At 37.4% G+C, this 23,501-nt stretch carries 19 protein-coding genes, 1 pseudogene and 3 riboswitches; of the genes and pseudogenes, 17 read left to right on the top strand and 3 right to left on the bottom strand.

Features of this window, described 5'->3' with window-relative positions:
• Window positions 1–87: 87 nt before the first annotated feature.
• On the bottom strand, window positions 88–1,779 hold the full coding sequence (locus ACTWQM_RS01075) for a serine hydrolase (protein ID WP_443256319.1): 1,692 nt from the start codon (window positions 1,777–1,779) through the stop codon (window positions 88–90).
• A 496-nt stretch (window positions 1,780–2,275) separates the two neighbouring features.
• On the opposite strand from ACTWQM_RS01075, the gene ACTWQM_RS01070 reads away from it, so the two are divergent.
• The 9 genes from ACTWQM_RS01070 to prpB all read left to right on the top strand — a co-directional run bounded on the left by ACTWQM_RS01070 (window position 2,276) and on the right by prpB (window position 13,260).
• Window positions 2,276–3,166 carry a DMT family transporter gene (locus tag ACTWQM_RS01070; RefSeq protein WP_443256318.1) on the top strand — a complete coding sequence of 297 codons (891 nt, stop codon included), beginning with the start codon at window positions 2,276–2,278 and terminating at the stop codon, window positions 3,164–3,166.
• A gap of 771 nt (window positions 3,167–3,937) precedes the next feature.
• Entirely contained in the window at window positions 3,938–5,527 is a 1,590-nt protein-coding gene (locus ACTWQM_RS01065) for an ATP-binding protein (protein WP_443256317.1), read from the top strand.
• 4 nt (window positions 5,528–5,531) lie between these two features.
• Window positions 5,532–6,218, top strand: coding sequence for a response regulator (locus tag ACTWQM_RS01060; protein WP_443256316.1), 687 nt, complete (start codon window positions 5,532–5,534; stop codon window positions 6,216–6,218).
• Window positions 6,219–6,455: 237 nt separating this feature from the next.
• Window positions 6,456–7,436: a tripartite tricarboxylate transporter substrate binding protein gene (locus tag ACTWQM_RS01055; RefSeq protein ID WP_443257065.1), complete on the top strand. Its 981-nt coding sequence runs from the start codon at window positions 6,456–6,458 to the stop codon at window positions 7,434–7,436.
• A gap of 82 nt (window positions 7,437–7,518) precedes the next feature.
• Complete coding sequence (locus tag ACTWQM_RS01050) at window positions 7,519–7,977, top strand: tripartite tricarboxylate transporter TctB family protein (protein WP_443256315.1); 459 nt, start codon at window positions 7,519–7,521, stop codon at window positions 7,975–7,977.
• A 24-nt stretch (window positions 7,978–8,001) separates the two neighbouring features.
• Entirely contained in the window at window positions 8,002–9,489 is a 1,488-nt protein-coding gene (locus ACTWQM_RS01045; protein ID WP_443256314.1) for a tripartite tricarboxylate transporter permease, read from the top strand.
• 6 nt (window positions 9,490–9,495) lie between these two features.
• Window positions 9,496–10,908 (top strand): SLC13 family permease, encoded by a 1,413-nt coding sequence (locus ACTWQM_RS01040; protein ID WP_443256313.1) that lies wholly within the window; start codon window positions 9,496–9,498, stop codon window positions 10,906–10,908.
• A 13-nt stretch (window positions 10,909–10,921) separates the two neighbouring features.
• Complete coding sequence (locus tag ACTWQM_RS01035) at window positions 10,922–12,346, top strand: bifunctional 2-methylcitrate dehydratase/aconitate hydratase (RefSeq protein WP_443256312.1); 1,425 nt, start codon at window positions 10,922–10,924, stop codon at window positions 12,344–12,346.
• The gene (prpB, locus tag ACTWQM_RS01030; protein ID WP_443256311.1) at window positions 12,346–13,260 is read left to right on the top strand and encodes a methylisocitrate lyase; all 915 of its coding nucleotides are present in this window, start codon (window positions 12,346–12,348) and stop codon (window positions 13,258–13,260) included. Before ACTWQM_RS01035 ends, prpB begins: the two co-directional genes overlap by 1 nt.
• A 44-nt stretch (window positions 13,261–13,304) precedes the next feature.
• Here the strand turns inward: prpB and ACTWQM_RS01025 are convergent, their stop codons facing one another.
• A complete protein-coding gene (locus tag ACTWQM_RS01025) occupies window positions 13,305–14,318 on the bottom strand; it encodes a potassium channel family protein (RefSeq protein WP_443256310.1) in 1,014 nt (337 codons plus the stop codon).
• Between the two features lie 180 nt (window positions 14,319–14,498).
• On the opposite strand from ACTWQM_RS01025, the gene ACTWQM_RS01020 reads away from it, so the two are divergent.
• The gene (locus tag ACTWQM_RS01020) at window positions 14,499–16,127 is read left to right on the top strand and encodes a diguanylate cyclase domain-containing protein (RefSeq protein ID WP_443256309.1); all 1,629 of its coding nucleotides are present in this window, start codon (window positions 14,499–14,501) and stop codon (window positions 16,125–16,127) included.
• A gap of 39 nt (window positions 16,128–16,166) precedes the next feature.
• Here the strand turns inward: ACTWQM_RS01020 and ACTWQM_RS01015 are convergent, their stop codons facing one another.
• The gene (locus tag ACTWQM_RS01015; protein ID WP_443256308.1) at window positions 16,167–17,495 is read right to left on the bottom strand and encodes a short-chain fatty acid transporter; all 1,329 of its coding nucleotides are present in this window, start codon (window positions 17,493–17,495) and stop codon (window positions 16,167–16,169) included.
• 320 nt (window positions 17,496–17,815) lie between these two features.
• Window positions 17,816–17,924, top strand: a riboswitch (cyclic di-GMP riboswitch).
• A 103-nt stretch (window positions 17,925–18,027) separates the two neighbouring features.
• Here ACTWQM_RS01015 and ACTWQM_RS01010 point away from each other — a divergent pair.
• The 7 genes and pseudogenes from ACTWQM_RS01010 to ACTWQM_RS00980 all read left to right on the top strand — a co-directional run bounded on the left by ACTWQM_RS01010 (window position 18,028) and on the right by ACTWQM_RS00980 (window position 23,487).
• A complete protein-coding gene (locus tag ACTWQM_RS01010) occupies window positions 18,028–18,642 on the top strand; it encodes a LuxR C-terminal-related transcriptional regulator (RefSeq protein ID WP_443256307.1) in 615 nt (204 codons plus the stop codon).
• A gap of 37 nt (window positions 18,643–18,679) precedes the next feature.
• Window positions 18,680–18,764, top strand: a riboswitch (cyclic di-GMP riboswitch).
• A 91-nt stretch (window positions 18,765–18,855) separates the two neighbouring features.
• Window positions 18,856–19,537: pseudogene (locus ACTWQM_RS01005) on the top strand (MotA/TolQ/ExbB proton channel family protein); the annotation flags it as partial.
• A gap of 18 nt (window positions 19,538–19,555) precedes the next feature.
• A complete protein-coding gene (locus ACTWQM_RS01000; protein WP_443257064.1) occupies window positions 19,556–19,744 on the top strand; it encodes a flagellar motor protein MotB in 189 nt (62 codons plus the stop codon).
• Window positions 19,745–19,783: 39 nt separating this feature from the next.
• Window positions 19,784–20,260 carry an OmpA family protein gene (locus ACTWQM_RS00995; RefSeq protein ID WP_443256306.1) on the top strand — a complete coding sequence of 159 codons (477 nt, stop codon included), beginning with the start codon at window positions 19,784–19,786 and terminating at the stop codon, window positions 20,258–20,260.
• 103 nt (window positions 20,261–20,363) lie between these two features.
• Window positions 20,364–20,466: riboswitch (cyclic di-GMP riboswitch) on the top strand.
• Between the two features lie 71 nt (window positions 20,467–20,537).
• A complete protein-coding gene (locus tag ACTWQM_RS00990) occupies window positions 20,538–20,999 on the top strand; it encodes a chemotaxis protein CheX (protein ID WP_443256305.1) in 462 nt (153 codons plus the stop codon).
• 23 nt (window positions 21,000–21,022) lie between these two features.
• Window positions 21,023–23,008, top strand: coding sequence for a chemotaxis protein CheW (locus tag ACTWQM_RS00985; RefSeq protein WP_443256304.1), 1,986 nt, complete (start codon window positions 21,023–21,025; stop codon window positions 23,006–23,008).
• A 17-nt stretch (window positions 23,009–23,025) separates the two neighbouring features.
• Window positions 23,026–23,487: a chemotaxis protein CheW gene (locus tag ACTWQM_RS00980; RefSeq protein WP_443256303.1), complete on the top strand. Its 462-nt coding sequence runs from the start codon at window positions 23,026–23,028 to the stop codon at window positions 23,485–23,487.
• The last annotated feature ends 14 nt before the right edge of the window (window positions 23,488–23,501 follow it).

Here is a 23,501-nt window from a genome sequence, read left to right as displayed (position 1 = left end):
CAGGACGTGCTAGTGTCGGCGTTGCAACAGGACGTTGCGAACTTAGCCGACTCGGTCATTTTCATCCTCCTTTTTGAACACGCACTATCAGTAATTTCGTTTTACCCAGTCTTGACTTGTGAAATCAATTGATTGACCGTTACTTAGCTTAAGATTGGAGATATACCATCCTCTGCCATTGGTGTAGGTATCTGTCTGGTAGTTAAAGCGGATAAATTTTGTTCCTGCCGGAATTTCAACTTCTTGTGACTGCCAATTGATACTACTGCCAGTGAAGGATTCTCCTATACTTGTCCAGTTTTCGCCATCTTCTGAGATTTCCACAACTCCAAAGTCATATCCTTGTTCGATTCTGTACCAGGTGTCAAATGAAAGTGACGTATCATTTTTCACATTGACTTCAGCGGTTAATGTCTGGTCAGCGTTGTCACCATAACCAGCGAACCATGTATCTTTTTTTCCTGGTGTAGTAACAGGAATTGCGTCTGCAACTTTGCGGGCAAATTGACGTCTGGCTGGGTTAGTAGAAACTGTTTCACGTGTTGGATGTACACGGTTTGTTAGCAAAATAGCAATCGTGTCGTTGTTTTGATTTACTACAAATGATGTCCCTGTATATCCAGTATGTCCAATAGTTGATGATTCAGATAAGGCGTCCATGTACCAGCCTTGTGCAAGCTCAAATCCTAAACCATGTTCATCTCCTGGAAATTGTGGGATTTGATTTTCGACAAGCAGTTCGACCGTTTCAGGCTGAAGAATTTGTTTACTGCCATAACGTCCTTCATTGATCATCATATGGCCTAACTTTGCGAGATCATTTGCTGTTGAAAATACACCAGCATGCCCTGCAACTCCATCAAGGGACCACGCGTTTTCATCGTGCACCTCGCCCCAGACAAGACCTCTATCTGTCCATGGCTGATATTCAGTTGCAGCAATCTGATCTTTTAATTCTTCTGGTGGATTATACATGGTGTTAGTCATGTTGAGGGGTTCTGTGATGTTGTCTTTTACAAATTGATCCAAGCCTTTTCCGGATATCCGTTCGACAATAACAGCTAATGTAATCATGTTTAAATCACTATACGTGTATGTCGTTCCCGGTTGATTGTCCAATGGGTATTCGAAAACATATTGCAGGCGTTCCTGTTTATTTTCGCCAATCGTGTAAAGGGGAACCCACGGCTTGAATCCAGATGTGTGTGTCATTAGCTGACGGATTGTGACGTTTTCCTTACCATTCTGAGCAAACTCGGGAATGTAATCCGCAACAGGATCATCCAGGTTGAAATGCCCTTGTTCATGTAATTTCATTGCTGCAATGGTCGTGAATATTTTACTAAGGGAAGCAACGTCAAAAATAGTATCCTTGCTCATTGCAACAGGGTCTTCAAGCTGATTTCCGCTATCATCTTGATAAATCGCAGCATCACCATATGCTTCATGCTGAACAATGTGGCCACGGCGGGCAACAAATGTTACAGCACCAGGCATCACGTTATCAGCAATCATTGATTCCATTACCGAATCAATCTCGTTTAATGGTTCTGCAACCATACCAGCACCTTTTATTGAGCCTGGATGCAAAATAGGTGATGTTCGACCTGGAGTACCCCAGCCGAATTTGGGGTGAGCCTTTTCCTGGACATTCTTCTTGTCCTTCTTTTCAATGGTCGGATTAGGCGCCTTGTCAGCACTTACAGGCAATTCAGTTGTCGCAAAAAATGATGTCGAAACAATTACGGATAATGTAATATACGACAATTTTCTCCTCATCTCTCTCCTCCTTATGACAATTATTGTAAGGGCTTACATCAAGTTTAGAACTAAATAAGGATACCGTCCATGCAACGTAGGTATTAAAAAACTTGGGAAAGTTGTTAAACGTGTGAACATTGGAGTGGGTATAAAGTTTCATTAAGGCTAGTTGATTGCTAGACTTATGGGAAATTACTATACTGGTTCTATTAGAGGTTGTTTAAAAAGTCCGGTAAAAATGACACATCGAATTTCTTCGTTAGCTTGCTTTTCCGTTCCTTGGAAAAGAAAAGCCCTTTTCCTGCGTGCGATGTAGATTCGGGGTAGCTTTCCTTGTGCTCATGTATTAGATGCATACATTCCGCTACTCAAAGCTTCGCTGCCTCGAACTTTCGACGCACACGACGTGCTAGTGTCGGCGTTGCAACAGGACGTTGCGAACTTAGCCGACTGGTCCTTTTTATCCTCCTTTTTAAAACACTACAATTATGGTTTAAAAAGAGGTTTGTCGAATATGGGGAATTCTATACTAAGAAATAAATGGATTGTTTGGGCTTTGATTTTGCTCATTACAGTTATCTGGGGCTATGCATGGGTGTTTATGAAGGCATCACTTGACTTCATGGGGCCATTTACATTCTCGGCATTTCGTTTTGGAACAGGAGCGGTCACATTGCTTCTTGTCGTATGGCTGTGGAAAGCTGGTAGACCGCCACGAAATATGTGGAAACATCTGATTATTGTTGGGATCTTACAAACATCAGTTGTGTTTCTACTTGTGATGTATGGGATGCAGTTTGTTGATGCAGGAAAATCATCGGTACTATTGTATTCCATGCCACTTTGGAGCAGTATTTTTGCCGTAAAGATTTTGGGTGAAAAAATATCAGCCGGAAAAACAATCGGTTTAGGCATCGGGATGCTTGGACTGGTGACGATTCTGGGCTGGGATATCTTCATGGTGCAGGATCCTGAGGTAATTTTTGGTGAGATACTTATAATTGCTGCCGCGATAGCCTGGGCTTCATCTAATGTCTACTATCGGATAAATTTACAGGGTATGAATAAAATCCAGGTCACAGCGTATCAAATGTTGTTTGGGACAATTGGAATTATCATAGCAAGCTTATTTGCAGAATGGGGAGACCCTGTTCAGCTAACCGGAGAGAGCATATTTTACATATTGTTTACTGGTGTAATGGCATCAGCACTGTGCTTTTCCGTTTGGTTCCTACTGCTGAGTACGATTGATATGGTCACTGCAACCCTATCAACATTGCTAGTGCCGGTGTTCGGATTGTTCTTCGGCTGGTGGGTATTAGGTGAGACATTGACGACCGGAATTATTGTCGGGTCAATGCTTATATTAGTCGGGATTGTGGTTGCGCAACTTTCCCGAAAGTAGAATAGGAGAGGATGCCTCGCTTGGGGGCATGCTCTCTTTTTAGTAGTTAAGAAATCCCTTGATATTGCATAAGTGCACCTACGGGGATGGCGAAAATGGAAAGTTTTCTAATACATACAGACTCAACTTTCGCATCTATAGAATAAGCTCAAACAGCTGTCTTGATATCTCAGAACGTTTTTAATTGTTGCCTTGTCAACATTGATAGAAATTTTCTTGTACACATAAGATATAAAATGCGACGTACTGTGGAGTATAATCCCAATGAGGGACCGTTTCACACAATTTGAACAGCGTTTGTGTTCTCATAACCCTGATGAAGACACATTTCATGCAAATTGAACAGCGTAAGTGCTCTCATAACCTTGCTGAAGACACGTATCACACAATTCGAACAGCGTAAGTGCTCTCATAACCCCGATGAAGACACGTTTCATGCAAATTAAACAGTGTTTGTGTTCTCATAACCCTGATGAGTGAACCTATGGATAGTAAAAATGCGAAAGTGCTAGCTTGAGCAGATGTTGCATTGGTACCGAGTGGTGCTATAGAAGATCTTGACTACGTCGCATTTTATACCAAATACGTACCTTTGATCCAAAGTCAACTCAAGTAGTGTATCTTCAGCCTTTCTTATTCCTTAAGGATTATGCGTGCATTTTACGTTGTGAAAGTTGATATATAGAGTAATCTCTTCTTCTAATTTACTTACTATTATGATAAGTTAACGATAGGTTTACAATTAAGACATGGAGAGGTTGTACATAACATATGAAACGAGTCAGCTTGCAGACTAAAATCTTAGGCTTAATTATTATGCTGATATTATTCGTGACGATTTCGCTAGCTGGTATCATTTCATATATTGAGTCGGAGGAAACTTCTAAGAATATAGGGGAAAAAGCCTTGCATGTAGCAACCGCAGTATCTTTTATGCCTTCAGTGAAAAATGCATTTAAACTAGAGAATCCTGCTGAAGTAATTCAGCCAATAGCTGAAAGAATAAGGAAAAAAGTAGGTGCTGAGTTTATTGTTATTGGAAACTCCAACAGTATTCGATATGCCCACCCTGATGACTATAAATTAGGTAAACGAATGGTGGGTGGCGACAATGGTAAAGCATTAGTTCATGGTCAGTATTATACATCAAGAGCGGTTGGGAGTTTAGGACCATCATTACGCGGAAAGGCACCTATTTTCAATGATCAAGGGAAGATTATTGGCATTGTTTCAGTTGGATATATGGTAGAAGACATTAGATCTATTGTTTTTGATAAATTAGTAAAGATTATAAGTATATCATTACTGGTTTTGGTTATCGGGGTGATTGGGGGTATACTATTAGCACGAAATATCCGGAAAGATACTCATGGGCTAGAACCTCATGAAATAGCATCGTTGTACCGGGATCGAAATGCAATCTTGCAGTCAATCAAAGAAGGAATAATTGCAATTGATAAAGCGGGCTATATTTCGATGATGAATCCATCTGCCAGGAAAATTCTCGGGTTATCTGATGATGATAGTTTCAGGAAAATAGAAGAAGTAATCCCTAATACGAAAATGTATAACGTTTTAAAATCAAAAGAACAAAAAAGAGATGAAGAAATGTTTATTGGGGATAGAGAAATAATTGTGAACCGTACTCCTATTTTTGAAAATAATGAAGTTGTTGGTGTTGTAGCAAGTTTTCGTGATAAGACAGAGGTAAATGAGATGCTTAATGCTTTGTCAGAAGTTAGAAGGTATTCTGAAGATCTTCGTGCACATACCCATGAATATACCAACAAACTATACGTATTATCCGGTCTACTTCAGCTCGGACACTATAATGAAGCAATTGAACTTATTCAAACAGAATCAGCCGTTCATCTGCAACAGAATAACGTTGTATTTCAACAAATCAAAGATAAGGCGGTACAAGCTATATTATTAGGTAAGATTAGTAAAGCATCTGAGAAAAAGATCGATTTTCAGATTGATAGTAATAGTTCACTTGAGCATATACCAAGGCGAATTGATATTTCAAAATTAATAACAATATTAGGTAATTTAATTGATAATGCATTTGAAGCAGTTGCAGAGAGTGAATATAAAAAACAGGTAATATTTTTCGCAACAGATATTGGTAAGGATATAATATTTGATATCTCTGATAATGGTTGTGGGGTTAAAGAGGAACACCTCGATTATATATTTGATACAGGTTTTTCTACAAAGGAAAAATTTGATCGCGGATATGGCCTGGGTTCGGTGAAAGAAATCGTTGATGAGTTAAATGGGGTAATAGAGGTTCATAATCAGCAAAATGGTGGAGCTGTATTTTCTGTATTTATTCCTAAGGAACAGATGGGGGAGTGATTAAATGATTCATGTCATCATTGCAGAGGATGATTATCGAGTTGCTGGTATTCATGAGGAATTTATAAAGAAAATTAGAGGAGTTGAAGTTGTAGGCAAAGCGTTGAACGGCAAAGAAACATTAGAGTTAGTTGAAGAAACTTCTGCAGACCTAGTCTTATTAGATATTTTCATGCCAGATATTCTCGGCATTGAACTTATTAAGGAAATGCGTGACTTAAAACCTCAACTTGATATTATCATGATATCTGCAGCGACAAATAAAGAAATGATTGAAGAAGCAATCCGAAAAGGGTTGTTCGATTATATAATAAAACCTGTGAAAATGGATCGATTTGTTGAAACAATTGAGAAGTACAAGGATACAAAAAAGACACTCGATGAAAAAGAAGAAATTAATCAATCTTTTTTAGATGAATACTTTGGTCAGGCAAAACAAAGAAAATCTAATATAAAGGAAACACCAAAAGGAATTGATCCATTAACATTGGAAAAAATTGAACAAATCATGTTTGAGATGTCTGAAGGTATTACGGCAGAGGAAATGGGTGTGAAAATTGGGGCCTCAAGAACTACTGCCAGGAGGTATTTGGAACACTTGATTTCAGAAGGTACTTGTAAAGCAGAATTAGAATATGGAATTGTCGGCAGACCAGAAAGAAAATATCATATTAAAAGGAGAACATCTTGATAAAATTCAAGGTGTTTTTTTATTCATTTCATTATAAAGATTGAGAAAATACTGTGAACAAAATAAACAAAATACATTAAAAGTTGTTATTATTTAATATTTTGAAAACGGTTACATTTATTGAATATTAGACTACACTTAGTTGCAGATGCAATGAGTAGCGTATATTCATTGTAATAACAAAAGGGGGAAATTGTAGTGAAAAAATTATTATCACTTTTAGTATTAGTCCTATTAATGGTTATCGCTTCAGCATGTTCAGGTGGAAGTGAAGACGCAAGTGGTTCAGAAGGTGATACTTCTTCTGGAGATTGGTCTCCAGAACAACCAATCGAGATTGTATCTCCATCTGGAGCAGGTGGCGGTTGGGATACAACTGCTAGAATGGTAGGAAAAACGTTTAATGAAACTGGAATTATCGAACAGGATATTGGTGTTGTTAATAAACCTGGTGGCGGTGGCGCCGTTGGTTGGGCTTCAATAGCAGAGAAGGAAGGAAGCAATACTGATTTGTTTGTTTCATCTCCACCAATTTTATTAGTACCACTTAACGGGCAATCAGAGTATGGGCATGAAGATTTCACGCCGCTTTCAAATATGATTGCTGACTATGCAGCGTTCGCAGTAGCTGCCGATGCAAAATGGGATAACTTAAATGAGTTATTTGCTGATATGAAAGAGGATCCATCCAGCATTACTGTAGTTGGTGCCTCTTCACCAGGTAGTATGGACCATGTTCAATTCATGAAAATAGCTAAGGCTGCTGGTGTGGATGTTACGAAAGTGAAATATGTTTCCGACCAAGATGGTGGCGCTTTAACAGCATTACTAAATGGCAGTGTTGATGTGTTTTCAACGGGTGTTGCAGAAACTATCGAACAAGTTAAGGCAGGCAAAATCAAAGTATTAGCAGTTACATCAGAAGAACGTTTAGAAGGTGAGGTTTTATCTGAATTCCCTACTGCAAAAGAGCAGGGAATTGATGCTACATTTGTAAACTGGCGTGGATTCTTTGGACCGCCAAATATGGATGAGGCAGCTGTTAAATACTATGAAGAAAAATTCAAGAAGCTAAGTGAATCAGAGGAATTTGCTGATATCAGGAAAAATTATGGCTGGAGCGAAATGTATATGAACAGCGAAGAGTACCAGACATTTTTAGATGAACAAAAGAAAGAAATTAAAGGCTTGTTAGATGAATTAGGAATTGCAAAATAAGGTTAAATTTAGTGGAGCCAATGATCATGGTCATTGGCTTTACCTTTTATAGTTTAAAAGATGATTATTAGGTGGTGAAAAGATGCTAAAAACATTGAACCAAAAAGTAAGTATAGTTTTAATCCTTATAGGTATTGGATATCTATATATGACTTCAAACCTCCCTTCGTATCCATATTCTCCGGTTGATGCAGATGTTATTCCAACAGGGTTGGGATGGGTATTGCTAGGGTTGGCAGTTCTTCTATATTTTACAAAAGATTCCGAAACAGAAGAACAGAAAGCACGAAGAGATATTCCGAAAAAAGATATAGGAGCATTATTGGCTGTTTTTATATTTATCTTTTTATATATACTTTTGCTTGAAGTTCTCGGATTTATCGTATCAACAGCAATATTTGTCTTTTTCAGTTCGTGGTTTCTTGGGTATAAAAAATTTAAAACAAACGTTATTGTTTCAATTTTATTTCCTCTCTTTATTTACTTGACCTTTACCCAATTTCTGAAAATTAGTTTACCGGAAGGAATTTTACCGTTTTAGAGCAACACATTAAGGAGGTAGCATATGGGTTCACTAGATGGTCTTATGACAGGATTTGAAGTAGCTTTTAGTTTAACAGGAATTTTATTTGTATTAATTGGTGTATTCGTTGGAACATTTATTGGTATGTTGCCTGGACTTGGCCCGATAACTGCAATTGCCGTAATGATTCCTATTACATATGGAATGGAACCATCTACTGCCCTAGTAATGATGGCAGGTGTTTATTATGGTGCAGTATTTGGCGGGTCAACAGCATCGATATTATTAAATGCCCCTGGAATTTCAGGTACCGTCGCAACGGCATTTGACGGATATCCAATGGCCCAGCAAGGTAAAGCAGGAAAGGCACTGGCAATTGCAGCAGTTGCTTCGTTTACTGGAGGAACAGTAAGTGTTGTCTTACTAATGTTATTCGCACCAGCACTTGCAAGTGTGGCAGTAGCATTTAGTCCTGCAGCATATTTTGCTTTAATGTTTATGGGACTAACAGCCATATCCAGTTTATCGGAGGGCTCAACAGTTAAAGCATTGATTTCAGCAGTTGTTGGGTTTATGGTCGCAACAATTGGAATTGATGCGCAGACTGGTACACAGCGCTATACTTTTGGAAATGTTAATCTGCTGGAAGGACTTGACTTTCTAGTTATTGCATTGGGTCTATTTGCCCTAGCTGAAGTGTGTTCGTTAATTATAAATAGGAAGGATTTATCTGTTAACAACGCACATAACCTGGGTAGTTTAAGGCTGACCAAAGGCGATTTCAATGAGATGAAAGGTCCTGTGGCAAGACAGTCATTTCTTGGATTTGTTTTGGGGGTACTCCCTGGTGCAGGTGCAACCATCGCATCATTTATCGGATACATCACAGAAAAGCGGATCGCGAAAAATCCTGATGAATTCGGGAAAGGATCTGTCAAAGGACTTGCTGCTCCAGAGACTGCTAATAATGCTGCAACAAGTGGAGCGTTCGTACCGCTATTGAGTTTAGGTATCCCGGGCTCTGGTACTACAGCAGTAATGCTAGGTGCATTCATGGTATTAGGGGTACAACCTGGCCCATTATTAATGACGGACCATCCTGAAATTTTCTGGGGAATTATTGCAAGTATGTATTTAGGTAATGTTTTCCTTTTAGTATTAAACCTACCTTTAATCCCATATATTGCAAAAATACTAAAAATACCACGTCCGCTACTGATTTCACTTGTAATCATGTTCAGTATTATAGGTGTATACGCTATTAGTTTTAACACGTTTGATTTATATATGTTATTGCTATTTGGAGTTGTTGGGTTTTTAATGCGCCTTTTTGCATTTCCGGCACCACCATTAATTTTGGCATTTATTCTTGGGGGTATGATGGAACAGTCCTTTAGACAGGCATTAACCATTTCAAATGGCAGTATGATGGTGTTCATCAAGGATCCTATTTCACTTTCATTATTATTGGTGGCGCTATTATCATTTACATTCCCGCTTATTCGCCAAATCCGCAGTCGAAAAGGGTAATTACAGATGAGGGTTCTTAGGTTACAAAAGCATTTTATTATTCATTATTTAATGTTCTTTGCCTTAATTTTTATTTTTATAATTGGAAGGTCAACATTTCTATTGAATTTTACATTGGAACAGCAGCTTACATTAGGTTTATTGCTATTAGCTGTTTATCTGTGGGTAGCTGCACCAATTCCAACAGGCTCGACCAGTATTTTACTACTAGCTTGTATGCTTTTATTAAATCTGGTTGATAGTGTGGAAGAAGCTATGGTTGGTTTCTTATCACCAGCACTATACTTTATTTTGATGTTATCACTGATAAGTCATTCGTTAGTTAAGGTTGGGGTAGACAGAGTAATTGCTCGTTTCCTATTAAAAATTAGTAAGGGCGGTCCTAAAATAGTTATAGCTTCCTTACCAATTTTCATTTTGTTTTTACCAATTATTTTGCCTTCAGCTATTGCTAGATTTAAGATGCTGTTACCTTTAGTCGCAAAATTAAATCATTATTACGGCTATCCAGAAAAAAGTTTGTTTGAAAAGTATTGTCTATATGTAATTGGCATGCTTAATCAGAATGCAACAATGATTATTTTTACTGGTGGCGGGTTTCCGATTCTTGCATCACAGCTATTAAGGGATTATAACGTTGCGAATATCGGGTGGCTAGATTGGATTTTACAAATCGGTCCACCACTGTGGATAGGGTCTTTAATTGTTGTGTTGTTTGTCTGGCAGTTTTTGAAAAGGACTTTACCGGATGATGAATGGTTCAATGATCAAAAGCAATTACCCTTGGTACATGACCAAGAAAGGGAAAAAACAATGCCATTCCTATTTTGGATTGTGATTAGTAGTTTCTTAGTCATGATTGTAACGTGGATTGTAACGGATCAAAGATATATTCCGTTACTATTGCCTCCGATGATTTTAGTTGTTCTATACTCAATGCCAAAAATTAACTTGATTAATAATAGAGTTATTCGTGACTATGATTGGGAAAATTTTTTATTGCTGGGTTCTTCCTTTTCGTTAGGGATGTTGATGGCTGAGAATGGAACGGCAAGTGTCCTGGCAAAGGAATTAATTAGTGTTGTTTCACCTGATGTAAGTATTGTAGTAAAAATCATAGCAATTGCTGTATTTATCCTTTTATTACGATTTTTATTTGTTGTTCCATCTTCTGCGATGATTGTTATTTTCCCTATTGTTATGTCCTACTCTGAATTAATAGGTATACCACTTGAAAAACTCGCCTTTTTAGTAATTATGATAATTGGAGGGGTGATGGTATTGCCAATTCATTCCCCAACAGCTTTTTTAGCCTATGAAACTGGTATTTTAAATAAGAGGGAGCAATATACTATTGGGATTTTTTCCAGTTTGGTAATTATGATAACGGCAATTTTTGCAGCAATCTATTATTGGTAAATGGAGGTATAAAATGAAAAACACAGATACTGATCTTATTTTGGAGGAAATAGCTGAATATATTTTAAATGGTGAAATAGAAAGTCAGGAAGCAATTACAACAGCATCACATGTATTAATGGACACATTAGGTTGTGGATTTTTAGCATTACGTTATCCAGCATGTACCAAACATTCAGGTCCAATTGTCCCTGGCACGATGGTTCCGAATGGCAGTAGGGTGCCAGGTACGCAATATGAGTTAGATCCTGTACAAGCAGCTTTTAATATTGGAACAATCATTCGCTGGCTGGACTACAATGATACTTGGCTTGCAGCTGAATGGGGGCATCCCTCAGATAATTTAGGTGGTATATTAGCTGTTGCTGACTACTTGAGCAGAAAAAACGTTGCTGAAGGGAGAGCTCCTCTTACAATGGATGAGGTGTTAACCGCAATGGTTAAAGCACATGAAATTCAAGGTATTTTGGCGCTGGAAAACAGTTTAAATCGGCGGGGACTTGATCATGTATTATATGTGAAAGTAGCTACAACTGCTGTTGTTACGAAAATGCTTGGTGGAACAAAGGAAGAAATTATTAATGCGTTGTCTAATGCATGGATCGATAACTCAAGCTTACGTACATATCGCCATTTTCCAAATGCAGGTTCAAGAAAATCGTGGGCCGCTGGTGATGCAACTAGTCGCGGCGTACGGTTAGCTTTGATGGCTGTTAACGGGGAAATGGGCTACAAGACTGCTTTATCTGCCAATGGTTGGGGTTTTGAAGATGTTTTATTTGGCGGTGAGAAGCTAGTGTTAGGACGTGAGTTTGGATCTTATGTAATGGAAAACGTCCTATTTAAAATCTCATATCCCGCAGAATTTCATGCACAAACGGCCGCAGAGTGTGCAATTGAATTACATGATAGCTTACATGGACGTTTTGATGAAATAGAGAAGGTTGCTATTACAACACATGAATCTGCAATCCGAATTATAGATAAAACAGGTCCATTATATAATCCTGCTGATCGTGACCACTGTCTGCAATACATTACAGCAATCGGGCTTCTTTTTGGAAATATAACGGCTGATCATTATGAAGATGACGTTGCCCGAGATCCAAGAATCGATCAAATGCGGGGTAAGATGGAAATTATGGAAAATAAAAACTATACTATTGACTATTTAGATTCTGAGAAGCGTTCAATTGCAAATGCTGTACAGGTATTTTTTAACGATGGTACCTCCACTAAATTGGTAGAAAGGGAGTATCCATTGGGTCATCGTTTTCGCCGGGAAGAGGGTATTCCAAAATTAAAAGAGAAATTCAAGGGGAACCTTTCAACACGATTCCCTGAAAAAAAATCACAGGAAATTTACAATATGTGCAATGACTTAACTTCTTTGAGGAAAACAGCAGTCCACAACTTTATGGCTGAATTAATTATTTAATGGAAGGAGTGGTTTGCGTGAGTTGGTTAACTCAAAAGCAGTCATCACAACAGGAACTGGCAGCTACGTTTTTGAATCTGGTTAAAAGTGAATCAATCTTAAAAATCCCTGGTACACATGATGGAATGGCCGCATTGGTTGCAAAACGTGTTGGCTTTGAGGCGCTTTATTTATCTGGTGCAGCCTATACAGCTAGTAAAGGATTACCGGATTTAGGTATTGTGCATTCAGAGGAAATTGCGGTGCGCTCAAAAGAAATTGTTCGAGCAACAGACATGCCACTTTTAGTAGATATAGATACAGGCTATGGAGGCGTATTGAACGTCGTAAAAACGGCAAAGGAAATGCTTGAAGTAAACGTCGCAGCTGTACAGATGGAAGATCAGGATTTGCCAAAAAAATGTGGTCATTTAAATGGAAAAAAACTGGTCCCCAGTGAAGAAATGGTGCAAAAAATCAAAGCAATAAAGGAAGTTGCACCTTCATTAGTAATTGTAGCAAGAACTGATGCAGTTAGTGTTGAAGGGCTAGATAGTGCCATTGAACGTGCCAACCTGTATGTTGAAGCGGGTGCAGATATTATATTTTCGGAGGCCTTAACAAAGCAAGAACACTTTGAAAAATTCAAAAGGGAAGTTAATGCACCACTTTTAGCAAATATGACTGAATTTGGGAAAACCCCATATTATAGCGCAGGTGAATTTGAAAAGTTTGGTTATAGCATTGTCATTTATCCAGTTACCTCCCTTCGTATTGCAGCAAAAGCATATGAACGCGTTTTTGAGGAAATCAGTCAAACTGGTACCCAGAAAAACATGCTTGATGATATGCAAACAAGAGAGGAATTATATGAAACAATTGATTATTATGGATATGAGGATTTGGATAGCAAAATCGCAAAGACGAAATTATAACGGAATATAAAAAGGACCAGGTCTAGAAACCTGGTCCTTAAAGCTTAAACAATCTTTTCATATGTTTCATTATCACATATCACATACAATTCCGCGTCATCTGGTATTTTTTCATCTAGTCGTCTATTAATATCCAGGTCTTCGCGGTCAGCGATGAGTGTTGCGCCTTGCTTTAGTAAATCCTTGAAAGCATCATGATAGGTTGACCAATCGTCTTTTTTGGAAATCTTAAACAGATCCTCGCCATGCTGTCTGCTGATTAACTGTGAATATACTTTACTCACGCCCTTATACATTGCCGAACGGACTGCCAAGCTTGAAATGGTTTCCTGCGATAAAATAAATTCGTCTACTTTTACATGTGCAAAGTTGGCGGTGTGTTTCTCCGTCAGGATTTCGACAGTTGTATGAGCAGTTGGTGCTAATCGTTCCACGACAATCGCAACAGTTAACGTCTTTGCGTCACGCAAGGATGGTTCGTAGATTTTATCATCCGAAAATATAATGACAGCCTTTGCCTTTGTGATATTGGCTTTGTTATATGTTTCTTCTTCGGTTGTATCTCCTTGAATATAGTGAACTCTGTCTAGCGATACATCAAACGGTGATCTTGGCAATGTATCAATAATCACGACTTCAGCAGTTTCGTTTGAATTTAAAATTTCATCTACAGCAGACTCTGTTTTCTTTCCCCATCCGATGATAATGATGTGATTTTCCTGTGTATATTCCACTTTACCTTCCTCCCTTTTCTTCCTAAAGATTGAAAATACATCAACAACTTTTCCAATAACTACCCCTAACAGGCCAATTCCTACCATATACATAAGTACGGCGAACAATTTTCCAGCTGCGGTAATCGGCGAGTAATCACCATAACCAACTGTGGAAAAGGTTGTCATGACATAATAGAAAGTATTTAACAAACTCTCAAAGTTATCAGGCTCCAGGAAGTACATAACGAAGGTGCACAGAATTACAAAGATCACGGTGGAGAGCAACAACGTCAAGTTTCTCATCTTTATTAAGTTTAATCCGAGTTTTACAAAAAAATGCAATGACCTGTCCTCCTAGTTTTACTCAGTAAATATACTTACCATTTTATCACAAAAGATTTTAAACTTCCTTAATTTAATGTACTTGCCAGTGGAGTTTTAGTCTGTTATATAAGGTGTGTACGTTTTTTTAAAAATATTGAAATAATAGAGGGTGAATGTGTAATTTTTGACAAGGTATTAATGGATGGTTTGAGTGACATGGTATTTGTAATGAAGGTAGAAAATGGATCTGAATTTAAATATGATTTTGTGAATCGGGCCGCAATGGAAGGAACGGAAATCACTCAGGCTGCATTAGGTAAAACAATTCGGGAAGTATGCACGCGCGACCATTCAGACTTTTTATATGAGCAATATAAGGAAGCAGCTATAAGCAAAAAGAGTGTAACCTTTGAGGATTCATACATACCTCACCATTTAGGTGAAAAATATTATTCTAAAACTGTGTTAACTCCTTTATTTAATGAAATGAAGCAATGTGAACAGGTTGTAGGAGTGGTTAAAGATATCACCAAGGAAAAAGTAGCCGAGTCTGATAGAAAAGTAGCATGGGATAGGCTTCATGAAAATAAAGAAAGATATCATTCCTTATTCCATCATAATTCAGATGCGATTATTTCTCTGGATTTAAATGGTCATATTACAAATGGAAATATTGCTGTTGAGTCGATTTCTGGATATTCACCTTCAGAATATATTGATTCAACCTGGGACTCATTCGTGGTTGAAGAGGATAAACAATTAGCGGAAAAACTTTTCATCGGAGCTATAAGTGGAGCAACTGAAGATTCACACCTGACAATTCATAATAAAGCGGGGGATAGGATTTGCTTGTCGATAAAGATTACACCGATAATAATAAATGAACAGGTAATTGGTGTTTATTGCATTTTTAGGGATATAACGGAGCAATTAAAATCTCAAAAACTATTAGAAGAGAGTCAAAAGAGATTTCAAATTATAGCCGAACATGCGAATGATTTAATAACTTTAATGGATGAGAAAGGGAAAATAATATATGCTTCACCATCTTATAAAAAAATTTTAGGACATAATAGTCAAGAATATACCGGTAAGTATTTTTTACATAATGTGCATCATGATGACCGAAAGCGGCTGGAGGGGGTTTTTATCCAGTCTGTTAATAGTGGTGAGTCTTTCACAGTAGAAATAAGGCAATATAACCATCAGAACGAAATTGTTTGGTCGCAATCACGCGGCACCCCAGTTTATGATAATGGAAATAATCTTATTCATATGCTGGTATTGACCAGAGACATAAGTTTGCAAAAAGAGTATGAAATGAAGCTAGAGGATTTTGCTCATCATGATCCATTAACCGGACTGCCAAATCGTCGTCTGTTAAATTTACGGATAGACCAAATGCTAGAGGATTTTAAGGTTCATAATACTTTTCTTGCAGTAATCATGTTGGATATAGACCACTTTAAAGAATTTAATGATAACATGGGTCATGACGTTGGAGATAGCATTATTAAGGAGTTTGGAAATCGTTTGCGTAGATCGATTCGTGACGTGGATATAGTAGCAAGGTGGGGCGGGGATGAATTTGTTATTCTATTACCGGGAATTGGATCAGCAGAGAATGCTGTTGCCATTGCGGAAAATATTCAAAGAGCTATCAGAAAGCCATGGAAGGCGAACGATAAGACACTTGAGATAACCAGCAGTATGGGAATTGCAATGTCAGAGCAGGATATAACACCGTCTTCTATGTTAAAGAATGCTGATATAGCATTGTATGAGGCAAAAAAACAAGGCAGAAATACATGCAAGCTATTTAGATAGTAAAAAAGCTGTCATCCTGGTGGGATGACAGCTTTTTAATTAAAAGAATAATAGTCCGATAGATATCGGAATGAAGCTATACAATAGTATCATCACACAGAAGCCCATGATGTCGCGGACTTTCAAACCTGCAATTGCGAGGAGCGGCAATGCCCAGAACGGCTGGATCATATTTGTCCAAGCGTCACCCCATGCAACGGCCATCGCTGTTTTTGCTGTATCTGCACCAATTTCCAGGGCTGCCGGAATCATAATTGGCCCTTGCACAGCCCACTGACCGCCACCTGATGGGACGAAGAAATTCACAATCCCAGCACTGATAAAGGTGAATAATGGCAATGTATATTCAGTTGAAATACTCACAAACCACATGGACATTTCCTGTGACAGACCAGATGCAACCATCATGCCCATAATACCGGCATAAAATGGGAACTGAATGATAATTCCGCCAACATTTTTAACCGCCCCTGTTACACTGGTAAGGAAACGACGTGGCGTTTTATGGAAAATAACTCCTAAGAATAGGAAAATAAAGTTTACAATATTTATGTTCAGGTCAAAGCCGTTTTGCGTAAAGTGATAAACGATAAAGGCAAGACCCATAGCTCCAATTAATAAGGAGATGATCTGACTGTTTTCCAAACGTTCAGCTGGTGTCATGTCTCCCTTAGCTGGAGATTTCTCCTCTGGCTCAGGATCCTCCGATTTCCATGTCGAAGCATCTGTATTGTTTAGCGGGCCGCGTGAATTCATTAAGAACCTGTTCAAAAGTGGAAGTGTGATTAGCAATGTAACGACTATGAAAATATTAAATCCGCTAAAAAGCGTTTCAGTTACCGGAACTGTACCAATTGTATCCTGCAGGAAGTGATCCGGTGTTGCAATTAATAATGGAATAGAGCCGGAAAAACCACCATGCCATAACAGGAATCCACTATATGCACTCGCCATTAGTAGACGATAGTCTACTGATGGAACACGTTTTGCCACGTGGATCGCCAGTAATGCCCCAACAACCAGACCGAAGCCATAGTTAATCAGACATGCAATAGCAGCAACAAATGTTACAAGTATGATTGCCTGACCAGGTGAATTTGCAAGTGTACTGATCTTTGCTAGCAATCGTTTGATAAGCGGCGTGTTTGCAAGTATGTAGCCAGTTATTACGATAAGCGACATCTGCATGGCAAAGGCCAGTAAGTTCCAGAAACCTTCTCCCCAATATTGCGTCATTTCAATGGCTGTACTGCCCGTGACACCCATCCCTAAAATGAAAACGATAAACGTTAAAATAATTGCAAAAAGAAATGCATCAGGTAAATATCGTTGAACCATTCGGTCGAAAAATGATGTTAATGCTTTCAATTAGATTTCCTCCTTTGTTTTTGTAAGCGCTTTTTAATGCGCCTTTTAAAACTATCAAAAGATTCATTGTTACGTCAATTGGCTTGTTTTAATTGTATGAAATGGAGAATAGATTATGAATCGTTGAATGCAATATAGTAGACTTACTGGAAACAAATAATCGCTATTTTTATTGGGAAAATTTGTATATTGAGTGACGATTTGATGACAAATACAAGTCAGCAATGTATTTTTTTTGAAAATGATGTAGAAATTAACTTGATTTTTATATTTTCATAAATTAGTATGTTTTTAGCACTACTACAAAATACCTATATTTTAAAAGGAAAAGGCAAACTATCCGAAAGGGTAAGACGCAAAACCTAGGGTCTAAAGTTTTAATGGGTATAATTACTCCTATTTCACTACTATGATCGCCTGGTTACCAGAATTTTGATTTTTTTGTTATGAAAAAATCCTGGCTATTCTACGTAGAGTAGTCTTTTTTTATGTGAAAAAAAGGTATTAATAAATTTGGAGAGGTTTAAGTTTAGTGAGTAGAATAACAATTATAAAAGAATCAAATTTACTGCGAGAAGGAATTATAAACGTATTACAAGATAAAATGCCTGAGCACAAATTCCTGGCCTATGACTCCAGAAAGAACGATCTACCAGATTTACTTATTATAGATGTGGATACGGACATAAATTTGCTTGAAATAATCAATTTTCACTCCAGCCATAATGTAAAAATAGCGATTTGGACTTCGGATGCAGATAGTGATTTTATAGCTGAATTGTTCAAAATGGGATTACATGGATATTTTTATAATGGAATGGATACAAGCGAATTGATTTTCGCGATTAAAAGTATGTTAAATGGTAGGCAATATATTCATCCGTTCTTATCACATATTCTTTTGGATGATTATAAAAGGATAGCCGGAAGAGAAACAATACGACCAAGTGGAATCTTAACAGAACGTGAGTGGGATATTTTGGAGCTAATTGTAAAAGGTAACAAAAACTGCATTATAGCAGAGAGCCTTTATATATCTGAAAAAACAGTGAAGAATCATGTCGGTTCAGTTCTGAGAAAGCTACACGTATCAGATAGGACAAACGCTGCACTAATGGCAGTTAAGAAAAAATGGTTTGTTTTATAACATTGACTAATGTTGGTTTAAATGCAATATAGAAAAATAACGAAAAAGGCAAACTATCTGAAAAGGTAGGACGCAAAGCTAAGGTCTAAGGTTACATAACTATGATCGACTTAGCTACCAACAAAGGTTTTATAATATGATCTTTAAATGGCAGTTCTATCTATTGGACTGTCTTTTTATTTGGTCTTTTAAAGTAAAATAATATTTTTTAAATTGATTATTTTATTAGGAACAGCTGCCTCTGTTTGTATAGCGTTCCCAATGAACACGCTTAAAAAAGTACCTGCTCTGTTTAAGATAATTTTCACAGACGAAAATCACAATGACATAGCGATGACAATTGAAAAATTTACTAATTGGGCTGAACAAACTCGAAAAGAAGGGTTGTTAATACTTGAAAGTGAAATAGATCAGGTAAACGATTCTTTCTTATCTTCGGGACTGCAATTAGCGATTGATGGACAATCTCCTGATTTTATTAAAGAAATTTTGTTTGAGAAAGTGTATGCGATGGAGGAAAGACATCAAAAAGGCATATCAATCTTTACACAAGCAGGTACATATGCCCCCACCTGTAATTGGATTGATTGCAGCTCTTGGAGATATGAATGATATGGAAGCACTTGGCCATGCCATTTCAGCTGCATTTATAGCGACATTACTTGGTATATTTACAGGTTACGTTTTGTGGCATCCGTTTGCTAACAAATTGAAAGAGAAATCTAAGGATGAAGTGTTTTCAAAAGAAATAATTATCGAAGGTGTGTTATCCCTTACTACAGGAGATTCACCACAAGTAATAAAGGATAAATTAAGTTCCTATCTATCCCAAAAGGAGTTGGAAAAGTTAGAGCAGGGGGAGAATATGCGGAAAACGAAAAAGAATAACAAATCTCATGTTGACGAATCATGGCTGCTCCCATATGCCGATTTATTAACGTTATTGGTAGCCTTATTCATTGTTCTGTTTGCGATGAGTAAAATAGATACGAAAAAATACGACCAGATTTCACAAGTTTTTCGAGAGGAATTTACAGGGGGGAAAGGGATTTTAGAGCAAAACCAAAGTCCAGTTGATAAACCATTAGAATCAAACAACTAAGGAAATGAGAAAGAAAAAGAGAGTGAACAGACTAACGAATTGAATAAATTTGAGAAGTTACAGCGAGATATTAATACATACATCAAGAAGAACAATCTATCCGAACTACTGGGGATTAAACTTACAGAAGAAGGTCTATTAATTACTATTGTAAATGATATTTCTTTTGATTCAGGTAGTGCAAAAGTTAAAGAAAGGGGGGAGAAAATTGCGAAAGAAGTGTCTAAGTTCCTATACATAGACCCACCTCACCAAATAATAATCAGCGGACATACAGATAATAGACCTATACATACTAGGAAGTTTGAATCTAATTGGGATCTAAGCTTCATGCGAGCAGTCCACTTTATGCGGTTAATACTCAAAAATGACAACCTAGATCCAAGGAAATTCAGTGCCAAAGGATTTGGTGAACACAGCCCTGTAGCACCAAATAATAGTGTTGAAAACCGGGCGAGAAATAGACGAGTGGAAGTTCTGATACTACCAAATCACGAAATAAAGCCTAAAAGTTAAAAGTAATTTAATATAATATTAACAATTTTCAATAAAAAGATTGACTTTAATTTTATTCTGTATTAAGATATTTCAAGAGTTAATACTAATTACCTATATTCTAAGAAGATAAAGGCAAACTATTCGAAAGGACAGGACGCAAAGCCTAGGATCTAATGTGGTGGAAGGGTTTAAATACCCGCCTCGATGATCGCCTGGCTACCAATTAATTTTTTGGCTATTCTATCGTTGTTAGAATGGTCATTTTTAATTTTAACAAGTAAGGGAGATGTTTTTTATGTCGATATCAATTCAAGAAAGAAACAAATCGATAAAGAATGTTTTAAATGGGACGTACACAGCGATACAAACAGTTGTCCCTATTAAACATGAAATATCGAAGCCAGAAATACTAGAAAACTATTTGGAAATTCAGTATGGAGCACTGATTGGTATTACCGGTGATATTAAAGGGAAACTAATCTTGGCGGGAGCCCCCACTGTTTTTGCTTTAATTGGAGAAACGATGTTCGGAATGGCACTGGAAGGGGAAATGCTCACATCCTTTAGTGGTGAACTAGGGAATATGATAGCTGGTGGGTTATCTACCAATATTGTAAGTCAGGGCATAAATATGGATATTACTTCTCCGACTATTATACAAGGGAATACAAAACTATCAGGTTATGAAAAGGCCCTTCACGTATCGGTAGAATTTGAAAAGGCAGGGTTGATGGAGATTTACCTGTTAGTAGATTAGAGGAAACAGAGAGGAGGATCCATATGGATACCGATCAATACATAGAAGTGTTCCTAGATGAAAGCAGTGAACATTTACAGGCCATTAACGACCACATCTTAAATTTAGAAAAAAACCCGGAAGATCTTACTATTGTTAGTGAAATTTTTCGTTCAGCTCACACATTAAAAGGTATGTCAGCAACAATGGAATTTAAGGATATTGCTTCGTTGACACATAAAATGGAAAATGTCTTGGATAAAATTAGAAACAGTGAGCTGGAAGTAAATGAAGAAGTAATTGATATTTCATTTCTTGCACTTGAATCATTAGAAGAAATGGTTGGCTCTATTAGTGAAGGTGGGAATGGGAAGAAAGATGTTACAGATCTTGTAGCTCGATTAGAACAAATGGAAAATGGTACTACACATGTAGATTCGTTGAAGGATAAAGAAACTATTAATTCGAATACAAATATCAAACTCGATGAATATCAGACAACAGTTGTATCCCAAGCTAAAGAACAGGGATTCCATACGTATCACGTTACCGTTACGTTATCTGAGGATTGTATGTTGAAAGCGGCACGTGCCTACATGGTATTCGAAGCTTTGGAGGGTGTTGGAGAGGTTATTAAATCTGTCCCTACCGTAGAGGAGTTGGAAGCAGAAGAATTTGAACAGCAATTTTCTCTTATTCTAGTATCAGAAGAGTCTTCGGTGGAGATAAAAAATCGTATACAGAATGTCTCTGAGGTCCGGGAAGTGGATGTCTCTAACTTCACTGGTGAAGATAATAAGGTAAACTGTGGTGATGAAGACAAAAAGAATGTTGATCAACCTCAAGATGAATCGAAAAGTACGAGTGGGAAAACAGCTTCATCCAAAACGATACGTGTAAATAGTGAACGAATTGACTATTTAATGAACCTTTTTGAAGAGGTAGTCATCGATCGAGGCCGATTAGAAGATATTTCGAAAGAGACGGATAATCAAGAGCTGAAAGATACAGTAGAGCATATTGCAAGAGTTTCAGAAGATATGCAGAATTTAATATTAACAATGAGAATGGTTCCTGTTGAACAAGTTTTTAATCGTTTTCCTCGGATGGTTAGAGGTTTGGCAAAAGATTTAGACAAAAAGATTGATTTAGAAATCATTGGGGCTGAAACCGAACTTGATAGGACGGTTATTGATGAAATTGGAGATCCCCTGGTACATCTGATTAGAAACTCTGTTGACCATGGAATTGAATCACCAAATAAGCGCAAGGAAAGTGGAAAGCCAGAAGAAGGAAGGTTAACATTACGTGCTTATCACAGCGGAAATCATGTCTTCATTGAAATAGAAGACGATGGTGGTGGTATTAATCGCGATAAAGTGTTAAGTAAAGCAATCGATAATGAATTGACTACAGCTGAACGCTCTACCAATTTAAAGGATGAAGATATCTATCAATTTATTCTTTCTTCAGGTTTTAGTACTGCAGACAATGTATCGGATATATCAGGACGTGGGGTAGGGCTTGATGTAGTCAGAATGAAGATTGAATCCCTTGGTGGAAACATAACAATTGAATCTGAAGCTGGGCAAGGCAGTAAGTTTTCCATTCAGTTACCATTGACACTATCAATTCTATCAACATTATTGGTAAATGTTCAAAGTGAAACGTATGCTATTCCTCTATCTTCAATTATGGAAACTGTTTTATTACAAGAGGATAAAATCATGTACTCCCATAAGCAAAAAGTAATGGATTTTAGAGGGAAAATTATTCCACTCATTTCCTTACAAGAGGTATTTGATGTTCAAGACAAACAAGAATTGGATGACAAGTATTATTCGATTGTAATCGTAAAAAAGGGTGAAAAAATGACAGGTTTAATGGTCGATTCCTTCATTGGACAAAAGGAAGTGGTTCTAAAATCACTAGGCAATTATTTACAGAATGTTTATGCCATTTCAGGGGCAACCATTTTGGGTGATGGAAAGGTTTCGCTGATTATTGATCCGAACGCGTTGATTAAGTAAACAAGGAGGTAAAATAAATGGATGAATTCTTAAAAGTTATTGTATTTCAATTAGATGAACAGCAATATGGTGTTGATATTCAAGAAGTATTATCGATTGAAAAATTGCAGCACATAACAGAGGTACCCCAAACTTCTGATTTTATAAAGGGAGTTATTAATCTAAGAGGTGAGATTACTCCTGTTATTGATTTAAAGGAAAGGTTACGAATTGGTGAAACGAGACGTACGGGTGAAACGCGGGTGTTAATTGCATCTATGAATAATGTTCAGGTCGGGTTAATTGTCGATGCCGCATCGGATGTTGTTGATATTGACCCAAACGTTATTGAACAGGCTTCCCAAATTGTAAATGGTGTTAAAGAATCCTTTTTAAAGGGAGTGGCTAAATTAGAGAATCGCCTTTTAGTCTTGCTAGACTTAGAACATGTTTTTAACTTTGATGAAATAAATGAGGTCAAAGAAATAGCGGAGGATTAACACATAGGAGGAGA

Source organism: Virgibacillus sp. L01 (genome assembly GCF_052246775.1).
Lineage (GTDB): Bacteria > Bacillota > Bacilli > Bacillales > Amphibacillaceae > Lentibacillus.
This window is presented reverse-complemented; position numbering and strand designations above follow the sequence as displayed.

Coding starts and splice junctions, on each gene's coding strand:
- ACTWQM_RS01075 (WP_443256319.1), bottom strand. CDS start 1,779: ATGAGGAGAAAATTGTCGTATATTACATTATCCGTAATTGTTTCGACA.
- ACTWQM_RS01070 (WP_443256318.1), top strand. CDS start 2,276: ATGGGGAATTCTATACTAAGAAATAAATGGATTGTTTGGGCTTTGATT.
- ACTWQM_RS01065 (WP_443256317.1), top strand. CDS start 3,938: ATGAAACGAGTCAGCTTGCAGACTAAAATCTTAGGCTTAATTATTATG.
- ACTWQM_RS01060 (WP_443256316.1), top strand. CDS start 5,532: ATGATTCATGTCATCATTGCAGAGGATGATTATCGAGTTGCTGGTATT.
- ACTWQM_RS01055 (WP_443257065.1), top strand. CDS start 6,456: ATGGTTATCGCTTCAGCATGTTCAGGTGGAAGTGAAGACGCAAGTGGT.
- ACTWQM_RS01050 (WP_443256315.1), top strand. CDS start 7,519: ATGCTAAAAACATTGAACCAAAAAGTAAGTATAGTTTTAATCCTTATA.
- ACTWQM_RS01045 (WP_443256314.1), top strand. CDS start 8,002: ATGGGTTCACTAGATGGTCTTATGACAGGATTTGAAGTAGCTTTTAGT.
- ACTWQM_RS01040 (WP_443256313.1), top strand. CDS start 9,496: ATGAGGGTTCTTAGGTTACAAAAGCATTTTATTATTCATTATTTAATG.
- ACTWQM_RS01035 (WP_443256312.1), top strand. CDS start 10,922: ATGAAAAACACAGATACTGATCTTATTTTGGAGGAAATAGCTGAATAT.
- prpB (WP_443256311.1), top strand. CDS start 12,346: ATGGAAGGAGTGGTTTGCGTGAGTTGGTTAACTCAAAAGCAGTCATCA.
- ACTWQM_RS01020 (WP_443256309.1), top strand. CDS start 14,499: ATGGATGGTTTGAGTGACATGGTATTTGTAATGAAGGTAGAAAATGGA.
- ACTWQM_RS00990 (WP_443256305.1), top strand. CDS start 20,538: ATGTCGATATCAATTCAAGAAAGAAACAAATCGATAAAGAATGTTTTA.
- ACTWQM_RS00985 (WP_443256304.1), top strand. CDS start 21,023: ATGGATACCGATCAATACATAGAAGTGTTCCTAGATGAAAGCAGTGAA.
- ACTWQM_RS00980 (WP_443256303.1), top strand. CDS start 23,026: ATGGATGAATTCTTAAAAGTTATTGTATTTCAATTAGATGAACAGCAA.